Here is a 16,703-nt window from a genome sequence, read left to right as displayed (position 1 = left end):
AGTTCTACGGTTGCCGGTCTGGCACCTACAGTAGGGCGTGGAGCAATGACAAACCATTGGAGTGACCTGCAAAATACCGATTGTGCATTGATCATGGGCGGGAATCCTGCCGAGAACCACCCGATCTCATTCAGATGGTTGACAAAAGCGAAAGAAAAAGGCGGCAAAATCGTCTCTGTTGACCCTCGTTTCACGCGGACATCGTCAAAGGCAGACGTTTACGCTTCCCTTCGTTCAGGAACCGATATTGCGTTCATGGGCGGAATGATCAACTACGCTTTAGAGAAAAACATGATCCACAAAGAGTATGTTGCTGAATATACAAATGCATCTTACCTTGTGAAGGAAGATTACGAGTTCAATGATGGATTATTCAGCGGGTATGATAAGGCAGCCCGCAAGTATGATAAAACGAAATGGGCCTTTGAAACAGATGAAGAAGGCAATCCGGTTAAAGATAAAACACTTTCTCATCCGCGTTCTGTCTTCCAGCTGTTGAAAAAGCACTACTCTCGTTACGATGTCGATTCAGTAATAGCAGTAACGGGAACACCGAAGGAAGACTACCTGAAGGTCTGTGAAGAATTCTGTTCGACAGGCAAGCCAGGAAAGTCGGGAACAATCATGTATGCAATGGGTACGACCCAGCATACGGTCGGTACCCAAAACGTTCGTGCCTTCGGCATCATCCAGCTTTTGCTTGGAAATATGGGTCTGCCTGGCGGCGGAATCAACGCGATGCGCGGTGAATCCAATGTACAGGGATCTACTGACTTTGGCCTTCTGTACCATCTGCTGACAGGATATGTCGGAACTCCGACTGCCATCCCGGAGCATGCGACGCTTGATGGCTACAACAAGAAGGAAACACCAGCCGGAGGGTACTGGAGCAACAAACCTAAATTCCTTGTCAGTCTATTGAAGGCCTGGTATGGCCCGAATGCGACAAAGGATAATGAATTTGGTTATCACTTCCTGCCAAAAGGAAACAAGAACTACTCTCACATCAATTTGTTCAATGCTATGTACAAGGGCGAATTGGAAGGTGCGTTCCTGTTTGGAACAAACCCTGTCGTCGGCGGACCGAATGCAGGCAAGGAGAAGGAAGCCCTGTCCAACCTGAAGTGGATGGTGGCGGTTGACTTATGGGAAACCGAAACATCTGCTTTCTGGCAAGAAGAAGCAGGCAGTGATCCATCCAAGATTGATACAGAGGTTTTCCTGCTGCCAGCGGCAAGCTCCTACGAAAAAGAGGGAAGTGTCTCCAATTCTTCACGCTGGATGCAATACCGCTGGAAAGCGATCGATCCAAAAGGTGAATCCCTTGCAGATTTGGAAATCATCCATATGATGGTCAAGCATCTTAAAGCCCTTTATAAAAATGAAAGCTCACCTGCAGCCAAGCAATTCAATGCTGTGGACTGGAACTACGGTGGCGGGGACCATCCGGATATCGATCTTGTTGCCAGGGAAATCAATGGCTATGACCTGACGACAGGCCAGCTGTTGAAAACATTTGGCGACCTGAAGGATGACGGTACAACAAGCTCAGGCAACTGGATCTATTGCGGATTCTACCCAGAAGAAGGCATGAACCGTTCGAAAAATCGTGACAACAAGGATACTGGCGGCGGAAACTTCCTGAACTGGGCATATGCATGGCCGGCAAACCGCCGAATCCTGTACAATCGCGCGTCTGCTGACCCAAGTGGCAAGCCTTGGAGCAAGGATAAAGCGGTCATCTGGTGGGATGGAATCCAGCAGAAATGGGTCGGAAATGACATTCCTGACTTCAAGCCGACTGTGGCACCGGCAGATCCAGGCGGCACAGCACCATTCATCATGATTAATGGCGGCCTTGGGGGGCTTTTCGCTCCTACACTGAATGACGGACCGTTCCCTGAACATTATGAACCGTTTGAAAGCCCTGTGAAAAATGCTTTCTCAAGCCAGGAAATCAATCCGGCAATCGCGATCATCGAGGGAGAGTTCAACCTGAAGGGTGACAGCAAGAAGTACCCGATCGTCGGTACGACCTACAGGGTATCTGAGCATTGGCAGTCCGGTTCAATGACAAGGAACCAGGAATGGCTGTCCGAACTGGCAGGCCATATGTATATTGAAATGAGTGAAGAACTGGCGAAGGAAAAAGGCATCAAGAACAAAGATCAAATCATTGTCAGCTCTGCCCGTGGCGAAATCAAAGCCTATGCAATGGTGACAAAGCGATTCAAGCCACATATGATGAAGGGCAAAATGGTCCATCAGGTCGGCATGCCTTGGCACTTTGGCTATAAAGGATATGCAACAGGGGATACAGCAAACCGCTTAACACCTCATATCGGGGACGCAAATACGACAATCCCTGAATATAAGGCATTCCTCTGTGATATAAGGAGGGCTGACTAATGGCGGAGTATATTAAATACGTCGATGTGACCAAGTGTGACGGATGCCGCGCATGTATGGTTGCCTGCAAGAACTGGAACGACCTTCCGGCTGAGCCGGAAGAGTTCCAGGGCAGTGTCCAGTCACATGCGAAGGTTACTGCGAACACATGGAACGTGCTGTCATTCATTGAACACGAGGACTCTAAAGGCAATCTGGACTACCTTTTCCGCCACTCCTCCTGCTTCCATTGCTCGGAGGCGGCTTGCGTAAAGGTATGCCCTGAAAATGCCATGCACTACACAGACTTTGGAACCGTCAATGTCGACAGCGATAAATGTGTCGGCTGCGGCTACTGCGTGCAGAACTGTCCATTTGATGTCGTCCAGCTGGCAACCTATAAAGACAAGAACGGCAAAGAGTACAAGAAGGCACAGAAGTGCACGATGTGTGTCGACCGCCTGGAAGAAGGCATGCAGCCTGCATGTGTCACAACTTGCCACACGGATGCAATGGAGTTCGGCACGAAAGAAGAAATGCTCAAGAAAGCTGAAAAGCGCTTGAGTGAAATCAAGGATAAGTACCCGAACGCGATGATATACAATCCAGAAGGAGTCGGCGGTACGCATACCATTTACGTCCTGGCTGAAAAGCCTTCCGTCTATGGCCTTCCTGAAAAGCCGAAGGTTCCAACATCAGCGGTTGTCTGGAAGGATTATGCGCAGCCAATCGGCAAGATGATGCTTGGCGCAACAAGCATGGCACTTGTCGGGGCATTCGTCTCAAACAAGTTATTCAATAAAGAAGGCAAAGGCCATGAAGAAGAGGGAGGTGGCAGCCATGAGTAAAACGCAGTATTCAGGTGTGAAGGTAAAGCGATTCTCAAAAGGCTTCGTCATCGCGCATGCTGTGAACGCCATTTCATTCTTTGCCCTGTATATCACGGCTTTGCCAATGTATACAGAGTGGTTTGACTGGCTTTACCCGGTGCTTGGGGGGCCAGAAGGTGCCCGCCTGCTGCACAGGATCTTCGCGATTGCGTTCATCATGCCTACGTTCATCTGGCTGATTATGGATCCTAAGGGATTTTTCCGCTGGGGAAAAGAGCTTGTCACCTGGAAAAAGAGAGATTTGCAGTTTTTCACCGAGTTCGTCAAGGAACTATTTGGCTTCAAGTTCAAGCATGTAAAGCAAACATTCTTTAATGCTGGTGAAAAAATCAACTCCATCATCCAGATTCTAACGGCAATCCTGATCATCGGTTCCGGATTCCCGATGTGGTTCCCAGACCTGTTCCCGAAAGCAGTCGTCCAGTGGGCGTATGTAGCGCATAACGTCGGCTTCGGCCTGGCTATTGCTGTAGTGGTCGGCCATATCTACCTGAGTGTCATCCACAAAAACTCAAGACCAGGTTACACTGGCGTCATCACAGGTGAGGTACCGGCAGAGTGGGCAAAGGACCACTATACAGAATGGTATGAAGAAGAGGTCAAGAAAGGCAACTTCCCTGACCTGGATAAAGACAAGAAAAAGAAAAAAGGCGCGTAACACTTTTTTGAACCTTAATAGAGGGAATGGCTGCTCCGTATGGGCTCCATTCCCTTCAAAATTTAAAGATGAAAGAGGGGCTTCAGCAATGAAAAAGTCCGTTGTCTCAAAAGAGTACCAGAAATTGCAGAAAGAAATCATCAGCTTGCAGGAACAATGGAAGTCTTCCATTAACGCTGATCGCATCCAGCCAAACCTGGACAAGGCAGCGATGGAGGCTGGGGTGCCTGTGACGGCATTAGCGGCTATTGACTTTGATATTCCCCTATTCTTACAGTGGATAGAGGATATTAGCGAGCTTTTATCGAAGTATCAACCAGACATCGAACAGTCAATGGAATCTCTTAAGAAATCATTGAATGAAGAGACCGCTAAAAGGTGGATCGATGAAGCATTTGCTTTTAACTATGTTTATTTTGCGAGTTTTGCAGAAGAGAATAGCCTTGATCAATGGATTCCGTCATTTGTTGCCGAAACGGTCCTGCGGCCATATCTGCAGGTAACGGCTGAGAAAGTCCAGGATGAGATCCACCATGGCGTGCATGGTTCTGGCTGTCCCGTTTGCGGGGAACCTGTCCGTCTTGCCCAGCTTGAAGGGGAAGGTAAAAAAGTCCTGCATTGCCCTCGCTGCTCGGCGCATTGGCATGATCGCCGCGTTACTTGTTCACATTGCGGAAACAACGACCACGAAACAGTGAAAGTCCTGACAATCGAAGGAGAATCTGCTGTTCAAATCCAGGTCTGTGAAGAATGCAAAGGTTATACTAAAATAATAGATACAAGACAATATATTGTGAAGCCGACACCAGCCATGCTTGACCTTAACACCATCCACCTCGATTTTGTTGCCCAGGATCAAGGCTACAAGGCTGCGGGAGAAACAAAACAGACAAATTAGTCATATTCTTTTCTTTTTCAACTTAGCAAAAATTTCAGCAGAAATAGCCAAAAAAGAAGGTGCTGTGGGATGAAAGCCGGAGCGATCATTTTATCAGGCGGCAAATCTAGCAGGATGGGAACGAATAAAGCTCTCCTGAAAATTCAAGAAAAAACGAATATTGAGAGAATAAGGGATGAGTTAAAGTACGTATTTGATGATATAATTCTAGTAACGAATGATCCTGAAACCTATCAGTTTTTAAATATAAAAACGGTTACAGACCATTTTCCAGGTTCTGGGCCGCTGGCAGGAATCCATGCGGGACTTGAGGCATCAGACTACGAGGAGAACTTCATCGTAGCCTGCGATATGCCATTCGTGTCCGCTGAGCTGGCTTCAGGACTTGTCAAGGCTCTCAAGCACCATGATGCCGTCGTACCTGTTAGTGGGGGCAGGCAGCATCCTCTGTTCGCAGCATACCAAAAACGAGTTTCACGCGAGGCAGCGGCCTGTATTGAAGAAGGGACATTAAGGATCCGGCAATTGCTGGAGAAACTGAATGTCCGCTATCTCGATGAAACGGATTTACAGGTGTACGGCGAGGGCAGGATGGAGCGAGTCTTCTTCAATATGAATCATCCGGATGAATATGAGAAGGCAAAGCAATGGGCAGAGTCCGGAGAATAGTTTTCAGGTGCTAGAAAGGAAGTTAGGCAGCATGCAATTTTTCAAAGTGAAAACGGTTGAGGAGACCTTTGCGTTAATTGATGAAAAAATCGGCAAGATCAAAGAAACCGAAATCCGTCCGCTTGATGAGGCGCTTCATTACATCCTGGCTGAGGATATCACCGCGGAAGAGAACGTACCCGGTTTTGACCGTTCTACCGTTGATGGGTATGCCGTCATCGCGAAGGACACCTACGGTTCATCCGAGTCGATGCCAGGCTTCTTGAATGTAGCCGGCGAGGTCCATATGGGCGAAGAAGCGGTCAAGGCAGTCGGCAGGGGAGAGGCGATTTACGTCCCGACAGGCGGAATGCTTCCACCAGGCAGCGACAGCGTGCTGATGATCGAACACTGTGAAGAGATCGGCGGTCTGCTGAATACGTATAAGCAAATCGCGCCGGGCGAGAATGTCATCCGTAAAGGGGAAGACATCAAAGCAGGTGAAGTGCTGTTATCCCAAGGGTCCAAATTGCGGCCGCAGGAGCTTGGGGCACTGGCGGCGCTGGGTATTTTCGAGGTGAAAGTCTACCGTAAGCTGAAGGCTGCTTATCTTTCTTCAGGGGACGAAATCGTTCCTTTTCAAACGAAAACACTGGAAACCGGGCAAATCCGTGATATCAACTATTTGACCGTAAAGGGCCTCGCCAATGAATGGGATATCGAGGTGATCTATGGCGGCATCACCAGGGATGACTATCAGGAATTCTCCGCGAAAGCCCGTGAGTTATATGAACAGGCGGACTGCCTGATTTTATCAGGAGGAAGCTCTGTCGGAACAAAGGATTATACGACCGAAGTCATCCAGTCTCTCGGAGATCCAGGGGTATTTGTCCATGGCATCTCGATCAAGCCTGGAAAACCGACGATCCTGGCTGTCGCTGAAGGGAAACCGGTCATCGGGCTCCCGGGTCACCCTGCATCTGCGATGATCATCTTCAAGCTGTTCGGCGAACGGGTCTTCAGAAGGCTGAAGGGAGAAAGAATTCAGCATAAGCCTGAAAGGATTTCAGCGCGAATTGTAAAGAATATCGCCTCCTCTCCGGGAAGATCTGATTATATCAGGGTAAGGCTTGAGGAAAAGGATGGAGAATGGTGGGCTGAGCCGATCATCGGCAAATCAGGCCTGATTACGACATTGGTAAAAAGCGATGGAATCGTCGAGATTGTTTCCGAAAAAGAGGGGATTTCTCAAGGCGAATACGTTCCAGTGATTTTGACGAGATAGGGGGAGCCGCAACATGGATCAAATACGTTATAACCGAAAAATTTATCTTGAAGACAAGCCGCGCGCCAAGGCGAGGAATGAAGTGCTCGCTGCGTTTGACCTGCCTCAGGAAAAAGAGTGGATCCCGGCTGCTGCTGCCCTTGGCCGCATTACTGCTGAACCTGTTTTCGCCAATGTGTCGATGCCTTTTTACCATGCATCCGCGATGGATGGAGTTGCTGTGAATGCCGAGGATACGTACGAAGCGCATGAACAGCGGCCTCTTCATTTGAAAAAAGGCGCAGATTTCGCCTATGTTGATACAGGGAACGCCATTCCGCCGCAATACAATGCCGTGATCATGGTTGAGAATATCCAGGTCATTGATGATGAGACAATCGAAATCATTGAACCTGCAACACCGTGGCAGCATATCCGCCCGATCGGCGAGGACATCGTCCAGGAGGAAATGCTCTTCACACAGGGTCACCAATTGCGCCCTGCCGACCTTGGAGCCCTTCTTGCGGCCCAGGTTACCGAGGTGTGCGTTGTCAAGAAGCCGCTCGTGACAATCATCCCGACAGGAAATGAACTCGTCAGTGCGGATGCGGCACTGTCTTCTGGCCGGATCATCGAATTCAATGGTACTGTTTTCAGCGCCTATGTAGAAGATTGGGGCGGCCAGCCGTATTTGCACCCAATCGTGAAGGATGAGCCGGAGAAAATCAGGGAAGCGCTGCTGGATGCTGTCGAGACGTCTGATATTGTCGTCATCAACGCAGGTTCATCAGCTGGATCAAAGGATTATACCGTACACATTCTTGAGGAGCTGGGCACAGTTTTTACCCACGGAGTCGCAACACGTCCAGGTAAACCGGTGATTCTCGGGAAAATTAAAGATAAAGTAGTCGTCGGAGTACCGGGCTACCCAGTATCTGCATACATGGCGCTTGAATGGTTCGTTAGACCGCTGGTTTGCAAATACTTAGGTATTGCTGAGCCGGCAAGGCCGAAGCTCGAAGTGAAGCTTGGCCGCAGGATCGTCTCCACAATGGGGGCGGAGGACTTTGTCAGAATGAATATCGGCTATGTGGATGGACAATTTGTCGCCAACCCGCTGACACGCGCAGCGGGCGTTACGATGTCGCTTGTGCGGGCGGACGGCTTGCTTGTCGTGCCTCCGGAAGAGCTTGGATATGAACAGGGAGATACCGTCGAGGTCGAGCTTTACAGGCCTGTCGAAGAAATCAAGAACGCGATCGTCTTCAGCGGCAGCCATGATTTGACGATCGACCTGCTTTCCTCCCAGCTTAAAAAGCAGCGCACCGACATGAAAATTGTTTCTTCCCATGTTGGCAGCATGGCCGGTTTGATGGCAATCAGAAAAGGGGAAGCCCATATAGCGGGCATTCATTTGCTTGACCCGGAGACAAAGGAATATAATGTTTCCTACGTAAGGAAACTCCTTGCCGGGCAAGACGCAGTCCTTTATCCATTTTTAAAAAGAACCCAGGGCTGGCTGCTGCCGAAAGGCAATCCGCTTGGGATCGAGAATGTCACTGACATTGCCGCAAAAGGCGCTGACTATGCCAACAGGCAAAAAGGTGCCGGCACCAGGATTTTGTTCGACCTGTTGTTAAAAGAAGCGGGTTTGTCTGCAGATGAAGTAAACGGCTATGACCGGGAAATGTTCTCCCACTTGAGCGTTGGTGCTGAAGTGAAAGGGAACGCAAACGCCGCAGGACTAGGGATCTTCCCGGCTGCGCGCGCAATGGGGCTGGACTTCATCCCTGTCGCTGACGAAAGCTATGATTTGTTGATGACAAAAGCATTCTTTGAAAGCGAAAAGGGTATATGGTTAAGGTCCGTGATCCAATCAGAAGCCTTCAAGGCCGAGGTCGCAAAAATTGGCGGCTATGCTGTCGTGGAGAATCCGGAACCTGTCTATTTTTAGAGGCAGTCATTACCGGATCAATTTACCTGAGGTGATAAGTGATGAATTATGAAATAGCGAAAGAACCAATCAATGTTCAATCCGTCATTGATAAAGTGGTCCAGCGTGATGCAGGCGCAATCACTACATTCATTGGCACGGTCCGCGAACTGACAAAGGGCAAGAAAACCCTTTATCTTATATATGAAGCTTATGAGCCGATGGCCGTCAAAAAGCTTGAGCAGATCGGGACGGAAATCCAGGAGCGCTGGAATGGCGCGCAGGTGGCGATCACGCATCGTGTCGGCAAGCTTGATATCACGGATATCGCTGTTGTCATTGCCGTGTCCACGCCTCACCGCAATGATGCCTATGAAGCGAACCGTTATGCAATTGAGCGCATCAAGGAAATCGTGCCGATTTGGAAAAAAGAGCATTGGGAAGACGGCCAGGAATGGATTGGCAACCAACTAGAAACTGTCTCATATCCGACAGGAAAACCGGAGGAGAAGGATCTCAATGAATAAAATCTTATTCTTTGCCCATTTGCGGGACGAAGCAGGCCATGAATCAGTAGAAATCGATGCAGCCGGTAAAACCGTTGCTGAACTGAAGGAACTGGTTGCTGAAACATACGGAGTGCAAAAGCTGGATACATCCATGACAGCCATCAATGAAGAGTTCTCTTCTAATGATGAAGTCATCAGAGAAGGAGACACAATCGCCTTCATTCCGCCAGTTTCCGGCGGTTGATCATTGTCATAGAATAATTGGCGCCTCGTACCGCCGGCCAGATGGCCATGGCGGACTTGGCGCTTGCTGTTTTTACAAGGAGGAGAAAACCTATGTCAGAAAGATATTCACGCCAGACGCTGTTTCCTCCGATTGGCAAGGGCGGTCAGGAGAAAATCTGCAGCAAGCATGTCCTGATGATCGGGGCTGGAGCGCTGGGCTCCGGCAATGCTGAACTGCTTGTCAGGGCCGGGGTAGGGCGGCTGACGATTGTCGACCGTGATTACGTCGAAGCAAGCAATTTGCAGCGTCAGCAGCTTTATACAGAAGCAGATGTTGCCGAGAAGCTTCCCAAGGCGGCCGCTGCGGAAAAAAGACTTCGTGCCATCAACTCGGATGTTGATATCCATGCTTATATCGCAGACGCTACACCTGAAAAACTTGCAGAGCTCGTTGAGGGAGTCGATTTGATCATCGACGCGACCGATAACTTCGAAACAAGGATGGCGATCAACGACATTTCGCAAAAGCACAGGATCCCGTGGATTTATGGAGCCTGTGTCGGCAGCTTCGGGATGAGCTTTTCGATCATTCCTGGAAAGACACCATGCCTGAACTGCCTGTTGAAGACGGTTCCGCTTCAGGGGATGACCTGCGATACGGGAGGAATCATCGGTCCTGCTGTCCAGATGGTCATTGCCCATCAGGGAGCCGAAGCGCTGAAAATCCTTGTTGAAGACTGGGACGCGGTCAGGACTTCCTTCGTCAGCTTTGATTTGTGGAGGAACCAGTATACCAGCATGAAAATGTCAAAGGCAAAGGATCCTGGATGCCTGAGCTGCGGTGAGCAGCCGGAATATCCATATCTGGATTCCGAGAACATGACCAAGACTACGGTCCTATGCGGCCGTGACACCGTGCAGATCAGGCCGCCGAAGCAACAGCAGCTTAACCTGCAGGATACTGCTGAAAAGATGCGGGACTTAGGCTACCAGGTGAAAGGAAATCCCTATCTCGTTTCCGTGGAAATGGACGATAACCGAATGGTCATTTTCCAGGATGGACGCGCACTCATTCATGGGACCAAGGACCTTGCCCATGCGCGCAGCATTTACCAGAGGTTTTTTGGCTAATATTAAACGCGCAAACCCCCTGCCAACTCGGCAGGGGGTTTCTATATAAACGACCGGGATGGTCGGTTACGCTAGTAAGTTGTGGCTCGGTTATTTTTCATCCGTCGCAACCAGGACGAGACGGCCTTTGTCCAATTCCATCTCATACTGCTCAGCTTCCTGCTTGGAAAGACCGAGAGATTCGAACTTGCTGCGAAGCTCGTCTCCGCGGGATTTGAACATATTGCCGATGGAATCAAAGAAGCCCTGCTCCTTGAAGCCCATTCCGCCTGTTTCAGTAGCCTCTGTCAAATTCTCGCTGCGATTTTCATCGTGAGCGAAAATATAAATGTTTTCCTTGCCAAATCCAGAAGCCTCAAGTGACTTGATTGTATCTGTTGCTTGCACACCGTTTTCTACTACTTCTACTTTCATCATAGTATCTTCCTCCTTGAAATTTTTTTGCCTATACTAGTTTGGGAAGCCTTTTTAGCTTTCCGCGTCTACACTATTTATATAACCCGTATGGAGACTGTTAAACCTGGTGGGAAATGTTCACATATCGAGCGGAAGGGGTAAGGGGTAGAGGAGAAAGGAGTTGGTCCCTGAATGGTTCTTTTCAATAATGGCTGGGCGCCGCTGCTGGCGGAGGAGTTCGAAAAGCCCTACTATCTGGAGTTAAGAAAGTTTTTAATAGAAGAATACAAGAATGAGACAGTTTATCCTGAAAAAGAGGATATTTATAATGCTTTGCGCTATACCGACTATGACAATGTAAAAGTCGTCATTCTCGGACAGGATCCTTATCACGGACCCGGGCAGGCACATGGTTTGAGCTTTTCGGTGAAACCAGGCGTAACCATACCTCCATCGCTGCGGAATATCTTCAAGGAACTGAATGCCGACCTTGGCTGTCCAATTCCTGATCATGGATACTTGAAAAAATGGGCTGACCAGGGCGTGCTGCTCTTGAACACCGTCATGACCGTAAGAAAAGGCGAGGCAAACTCGCACAAAGGGAAAGGGTGGGAAATCTTCACCGACCAAGTCATCAACCTATTGAACGAGCGGGAAAAGCCCGTCATCTTCATTCTTTGGGGCAAGCCGGCCCAAAACAAGCTGAAGCTGATAGATGTGAACAAGCATAAAATCATCACGTCGGTCCATCCAAGTCCGCTATCAGCCAGAAGAGGTTTTTTTGGCAGCAAGCCATTCTCCAAAGTGAACGAAATGCTGAGAGAACAGGGAGACAACGAGATTGATTGGCAAATAGGGAAGTTGAAAGTATAACTATTTAGTTTGAGGAGTAATAAGGTTGATGATTTCCGTTCCAGTCGCTTCGCTTTCCTCTGGAAGAATATGAAAAAAGGCCAACTACTTTCATAAGCAATTCTTCCTCGGGCTGGCGCTGAGCCTCCTCGCCGCCTTTGGCGTCTGCGGGGTCTCACCTGTCCGGCTAATCCCGCAGGACATTGAATTTGCTCCCTCAAACCTGCCCACGCAAGATGGAAATGCGTTGGCATTTTCGGAGGAGTCTTCGCGCCTCCCAATCCAATCAACAGGACTTTCAAACTTTAATTATCGTGATAATCAATGTCTAAACGAAATAGACTTACTTAGCGTATGATTGTGAATATGCTAAGTAAGGAAAGAATGCTTTTGAGGAAACCAATTAGAGTTGATAGACATCAACATTTCACCAAAACCAACTTTTCTACAAGAAAAAAACTCTGCCAGCCAGATTTTTTTTTAGTTGGATTTAATTAAATCGACATGTTCCACGTGGAACTTACAGCATTTTTCCCTAAAGTCGAAAAGTTAAGGGGAATGTTGTAGAATGGAACGGGACAACATGGAATTATTCTTTGATTTACATAAGAAAAGCACCGATGGAGGTGAGTGGATGAATATTTCATTGCAAAAATTGTTAGCAAAGATGGAAGATGAAATCAGGAGAGCCAGGACAGCGGAAACAGAGACTGCTCAGCGGGAAAGGATCCATTCGATTAAAACTTTGTGTGAGCTTGTGCTGGATGAACCCACCCGGACTACGGAGGCAAAAGTAAGTTACAATGCTGCAGATCCACAGGCAACACCGCAATTTGTTCCTGCACAGTCAGGCTTCACGCAGCAGCATATGCCGGTTGCCCAGCCGACGATGCCGCAGCCGAAAAAGCTCGAAATGGAAGATAACGCAAATGGAGATTCACTATTTGATTTTTAATAATGTTTAAAAGAGGTGAAAGGGATGAAATTATTTATTTTAATCGGGGCAATCAATGCTTTCCTTTCTGTTGCGCTTGGAGCATTCGGAGCGCATGGATTGGAAGGGAAAGTCGAGCCAAAGTATTTAGAAACATGGAAGACAGGGGTAACGTACCAGATGTTCCATGCCACCGGGTTATTGATCATTGGCATCCTCGCCGGCAAGCTGCCAGCAAGCGCACTGTTAAATTGGTCTGGCTGGCTGATGCTGATCGGAATTATCCTATTTTCCGGCAGCCTTTACATTTTGAGTGTGACTAAAATCAGTATTCTGGGTGCCATCACTCCGCTTGGCGGGCTAGCCTTCCTTGCAGCTTGGGTACTGTTGATGATTGCTGCGGTAAAGTATTTATAGAGACAAAAAAGGAGCATGCCGGATTGGCATGCTCCTTTTGTAACTTAGACACCGATATTTATGTTTTGTTCTTTTCTGCTGTAAAAATAGTTCATCCCAAGGATAACTGCAACAATAACGATTCCTGCTAGATCTGTATAGGTTTCTGGAATGATCATCATCAAGGCGCCAGCCCCCAGAATCAATCTGAAAAACGGATTGATTTGAGTTTTAAAATACCCTTCGATGGCAGCGCTTAAGGCGATGATTCCAATGATCGCAGAAGCAGTAATCAAGACGATTTCAGTCCAAGGCGCCATAGGGAAATCCTTGGCGTTCACTGCTGCATTGGTTGTATCGATCATCAGCATCGCCGGATTGTAGACGAATAAATAAGGAATCAGGAAACCTGCTGCAGCAAGCTTGAGTGCAGTGAAACCTGTGCGCATCGGATCGCCTCCTGAAATGCCTGCACCTGCAAAGGCAGCCAGTGCTACTGGAGGAGTGATGTTTGCAAAGATGCCAAAGTAAAATACAAACATATGCGCAATTAAAATAGGAATATCAAACTCAGCAAGTGCAGGTGCAGCCATTGTGGCAGTGATAATGTATGCGGGGATGGAAGGGAGACCCATTCCAAGCACCATGGATGCAATCATGGTAAAGAACAAGGTCAAGAACAGCGATCCAGCCCCTAAGCTGGCAATTGAAGAAGTCATCACATTGCCGAAGCTTGTTAAACTGACAACCCCGATAATAATACCTACGACTGCACAGGCGACCATAACGGATAAAGATTGTCTTGCTCCATTATCCAAGGCCGCTAAAATATCCTTCACTGACATTCGTGTGTTTTTTCGGATTGCAGCGACGACCACTGTAGAGACAATCGTATAAAATGCCGCGTGGCCAATAGGAATGTTCTGATATAACAAAAAGATCAGGAACACGATCGGGAGCAGCAAGTGTCCGCGTTCTTTCATGATTTCCTTCACACGAGGCAGGTCTGATTTAGGAATGCCTTTTAAATTTTCCCTTCCGGCACGGAAATGGACCTGCATGATGACAGCCAGGAAGTAGAGAACGGCAGGGATTAACGCTGCCATAGCGATGGTTCCGTAAGAGACCCCAGTAGTCTCGGCCATGATGAAAGCACTCGCACCCATGATAGGAGGGAGAATCTGCCCGCCGATGGATGCACTCGCTTCAACTGCACCTGAAAAGTTCTTGGAATAGCCAATTTTTTTCATTAAAGGGATGGTAAACGCACCGGTGCCCACGACGTTTGCGACGGCAGCTCCGTTAATGCTTCCCATGAAGCCGCTGGAGATGACCGCCACTTTTGCGGGCCCTCCTTGCTTGTGCCCGGCCAGTGCCAGGGCAATATCATTAAAAAACTGCCCCATGCCCGATTTTGCCAAAAAAGCCCCAAACAAAATGAACAGGAAAATAAAGTTGACAGATGCACCAATCGCTGTGGAATAAAGCCCCTCAGTTTTTAAATATAATTGCCCGAAAATATCACCCAGATCATAGGGGCGGGTCATCATTTTGATCGGCATGAAGTCCATATGGCTTATGAAAGGATAGGTTAAAAACACCAGGGCAAGTACAGGTAAGATCCATCCTGTCACCCTGCGGGCAGCCTCGAGGACAAGGATGACCGTCACGATGGCCATGGCGATATCTGCTGTATTCGGGATTCCGCCTCGAGAGGTAACGATCGCCGTGTATTCTGTAATTAGATATCCTGCTGTGGCAAGCGCAAGAATAAATAGAATCCAGTCATACCAGACTATTTTGCTGCGGTCCTGCTTGGAGGTGACTGGATAGAGCAAAAATATAATTGCCAATCCAACTGCAACATGCAGTGCCCTTTGTTGAAGGGCGGGCATGGGGTTGAAGGTAATATATAAATGGAATAGAGAATAGAGGATGGCAATTGCAGAAACGACAACGATCATTTTCTTACTGGCGAATTTACGGACCTTAGACTCGGAATCGAATTTTTCAAGAATTTCAGCCTGCTTATCCTCATTAAAAATTTCTGTGTCTGACACTAGATTTCGTTTTATTCCGTCATCGTTCATTTGTAATCACCTCTAATAATCTGCCATAAAGGAATTTCCTTATTTTTAATCACAAACGCAGCATGATCCGGTGCGATTTCGTATAAGGGAATGATATTGTTTCCAGTATAAAGGGTAGTTTGCACGTTTTTAGAAACAATGAAATTAATTTCATCCATTCGCTGATCCAGCTCCATATGCACGAAACCATCGGTGGAAGGGAGGACCTTACCTGACGAAGGCGTGCCGGCACCAAATGTTTTGAAACGTGTCTCTACTAAATAAAGCTGATCATTTTTTAACGCATATGTTTCATACCAGGGTTCCTTTTCAACTGAATGAATCCACCCAATTTCAAATTGGTCGCCTTTCAGGAAAAAACGGCTGTCATTATATGAAACTTCAATAACAGGAATCTTGATCAATAGAGCAATAAGGAGCACTGTGAAAATAGTGCCCCCCATAACCTTGAACCATTTATTTTTCATCGTAGAATTTCTGTGCTCCCGGGTGGACCGGCGCTACCATACCTTCCTTGGCAGCATCAAGTGACACTTCAGTTGCTGCCTGGTGGGCATTGCCGAGCTTATCCAGACTGTCAAAGAAGGTCTTGGTCAACTTGTAGACATCATCTTCACTTAAGTCACTTCTGACAACGAGAGCATTCATGATTGCCGCAGTCGGAACGGCCTCCTTATTTCCATACGTATCAGCTGGTATATCCATAGCCACGAAATATGGCTGGTCTTTTGCAATTTCCTTGATCTTGTCCGGGTTTACAGATACTAATTTGATTTCCAATGTTTTGGATAGTTCCAGAACAGATGCATTTGGAAGGCCGCTGGTTAAGAAGGCTGCATCAATTGATCCCGATTTCAAGCCGTCAGCCGCTTCAGCATAGCCAAGGTAGTCAACCTTGATGTCATCATAAGTAATGCCGTGCCCTTTAAGCAGGTTCCTGGCATTTACTTCAACACCTGAGTTTTGGTCACCGACCGCAACCCGTTTTCCAACAAGGTCTTCAATCGTTTCAATACCGGATTTCTCAGTCGTAACGATTTGTACATAGTTAGGGTAAAGAGTTGCCATTTGCTGGACTTCTTTAACCGGCTCTTTGAAATTTCCCGTTCCTTCAACAGCTTCCGTTAACACATCGCTCATGACAAATGCCATATCGACTTTGCCTTCTTTAATCAAGTTGATATTCTCTACAGAGGCTCCAGTTGATTGTGATTTAGAATTCACACCGTAAATTTCAGAGTATTCGTTTGCCAAGGCGGTACCAATAATGTTATACGGACCTGAAGATCCGCCTGTTGCAATGGTCACAATCTTTGTTTCCAGGCCGTCCTTGCTGTCTCCGTTGCCTGCAGTTTTTTCATCGCTGCCACAGCCGGCTAGAAGTATGCCTGTCATTAAAGCGCTTACAGCAAAAGCTCCAAACTTCTTTACGTTCATCCACTATCTCCCCTTTAACCGTTTAATGTTCAAAACTAGTTTAGCAAAATGGTA

Annotated in this window: 16 protein-coding genes and 1 pseudogene; 13 read left to right on the top strand and 4 right to left on the bottom strand. The window is 47.8% G+C overall.

Features of this window, described 5'->3' with window-relative positions; genetic code table 11:
* Positions 1–9 precede the first annotated feature (9 nt).
* From fdnG to EJA10_RS11695, 10 genes and pseudogenes are all read left to right on the top strand, one after another.
* A pseudogene (fdnG, locus tag EJA10_RS11740) lies at positions 10–2,409 on the top strand (formate dehydrogenase-N subunit alpha); the annotation flags it as partial.
* Complete coding sequence (locus EJA10_RS11735; protein ID WP_125480192.1) at positions 2,409–3,236, top strand: 4Fe-4S dicluster domain-containing protein; 828 nt, start codon at positions 2,409–2,411, stop codon at positions 3,234–3,236. The pseudogene fdnG and the gene EJA10_RS11735, both read left to right, overlap by 1 nt.
* Positions 3,229–3,936: a formate dehydrogenase subunit gamma gene (locus EJA10_RS11730; protein WP_125480191.1), complete on the top strand. Its 708-nt coding sequence runs from the start codon at positions 3,229–3,231 to the stop codon at positions 3,934–3,936. The genes EJA10_RS11735 and EJA10_RS11730 overlap by 8 nt, the downstream gene beginning before the upstream one ends.
* 88 nt (positions 3,937–4,024) lie before the next feature.
* Entirely contained in the window at positions 4,025–4,834 is an 810-nt protein-coding gene (locus EJA10_RS11725) for a formate dehydrogenase accessory protein FdhE (protein WP_125480190.1), read from the top strand.
* A 69-nt stretch (positions 4,835–4,903) separates the two neighbouring features.
* Positions 4,904–5,503: a molybdenum cofactor guanylyltransferase gene (gene mobA, locus EJA10_RS11720; protein WP_125480189.1), complete on the top strand. Its 600-nt coding sequence runs from the start codon at positions 4,904–4,906 to the stop codon at positions 5,501–5,503.
* A gap of 31 nt (positions 5,504–5,534) precedes the next feature.
* A complete protein-coding gene (locus EJA10_RS11715; RefSeq protein ID WP_125480188.1) occupies positions 5,535–6,767 on the top strand; it encodes a molybdopterin molybdotransferase MoeA in 1,233 nt (410 codons plus the stop codon).
* 13 nt (positions 6,768–6,780) lie between these two features.
* Positions 6,781–8,700, top strand: coding sequence for a molybdopterin biosynthesis protein (locus EJA10_RS11710; protein WP_125480187.1), 1,920 nt, complete (start codon positions 6,781–6,783; stop codon positions 8,698–8,700).
* Positions 8,701–8,741: 41 nt separating this feature from the next.
* On the top strand, positions 8,742–9,206 hold the full coding sequence (locus EJA10_RS11705) for a molybdenum cofactor biosynthesis protein MoaE (RefSeq protein ID WP_125480186.1): 465 nt from the start codon (positions 8,742–8,744) through the stop codon (positions 9,204–9,206).
* Positions 9,199–9,432: a molybdopterin converting factor subunit 1 gene (gene moaD, locus EJA10_RS11700; protein ID WP_125480185.1), complete on the top strand. Its 234-nt coding sequence runs from the start codon at positions 9,199–9,201 to the stop codon at positions 9,430–9,432. Before EJA10_RS11705 ends, moaD begins: the two co-directional genes overlap by 8 nt.
* Before the next feature lie 92 nt (positions 9,433–9,524).
* A complete protein-coding gene (locus tag EJA10_RS11695) occupies positions 9,525–10,544 on the top strand; it encodes a thiazole biosynthesis adenylyltransferase ThiF (protein ID WP_125480184.1) in 1,020 nt (339 codons plus the stop codon).
* 90 nt (positions 10,545–10,634) lie between these two features.
* Here the strand turns inward: EJA10_RS11695 and EJA10_RS11690 are convergent, their stop codons facing one another.
* The gene (locus EJA10_RS11690) at positions 10,635–10,961 is read right to left on the bottom strand and encodes a YflT domain-containing protein (protein WP_125480183.1); all 327 of its coding nucleotides are present in this window, start codon (positions 10,959–10,961) and stop codon (positions 10,635–10,637) included.
* 171 nt (positions 10,962–11,132) lie between these two features.
* Here EJA10_RS11690 and EJA10_RS11685 point away from each other — a divergent pair, with 171 nt between their 5' ends.
* The 3 genes from EJA10_RS11685 to EJA10_RS11675 all read left to right on the top strand — a co-directional run bounded on the left by EJA10_RS11685 (position 11,133) and on the right by EJA10_RS11675 (position 13,143).
* Entirely contained in the window at positions 11,133–11,813 is a 681-nt protein-coding gene (locus tag EJA10_RS11685) for a uracil-DNA glycosylase (RefSeq protein WP_125480182.1), read from the top strand.
* A 547-nt stretch (positions 11,814–12,360) separates the two neighbouring features.
* Positions 12,361–12,747 (top strand): YwdI family protein, encoded by a 387-nt coding sequence (locus EJA10_RS11680; protein WP_246017761.1) that lies wholly within the window; start codon positions 12,361–12,363, stop codon positions 12,745–12,747.
* A gap of 24 nt (positions 12,748–12,771) precedes the next feature.
* The gene (locus tag EJA10_RS11675) at positions 12,772–13,143 is read left to right on the top strand and encodes a DUF423 domain-containing protein (protein ID WP_125480181.1); all 372 of its coding nucleotides are present in this window, start codon (positions 12,772–12,774) and stop codon (positions 13,141–13,143) included.
* 44 nt (positions 13,144–13,187) lie between these two features.
* On the opposite strand, the gene EJA10_RS11670 is transcribed toward EJA10_RS11675, so the two are convergent.
* From EJA10_RS11670 to EJA10_RS11660, 3 genes are read right to left on the bottom strand one after another with little or no spacing between them, the layout of a single operon-like run.
* Entirely contained in the window at positions 13,188–15,212 is a 2,025-nt protein-coding gene (locus tag EJA10_RS11670; protein WP_125480180.1) for a TRAP transporter permease, read from the bottom strand.
* Entirely contained in the window at positions 15,209–15,679 is a 471-nt protein-coding gene (locus tag EJA10_RS11665; protein WP_125480179.1) for a DUF1850 domain-containing protein, read from the bottom strand. The genes EJA10_RS11670 and EJA10_RS11665 overlap by 4 nt, the downstream gene beginning before the upstream one ends.
* A complete protein-coding gene (locus tag EJA10_RS11660; RefSeq protein WP_125480178.1) occupies positions 15,669–16,649 on the bottom strand; it encodes a TAXI family TRAP transporter solute-binding subunit in 981 nt (326 codons plus the stop codon). The genes EJA10_RS11665 and EJA10_RS11660 overlap by 11 nt, the downstream gene beginning before the upstream one ends.
* Between the last annotated feature and the right edge of the window lie 54 nt (positions 16,650–16,703).

It is taken from the genome of Mesobacillus subterraneus (genome assembly GCF_003937825.1).
In the GTDB taxonomy this organism is placed as follows: Bacteria; Bacillota; Bacilli; order Bacillales; family Cytobacillaceae; genus Mesobacillus; species Mesobacillus subterraneus.
Note: the sequence above shows the minus strand (reverse complement) of the source record. Positions and strands in the feature narration are given on the sequence as shown.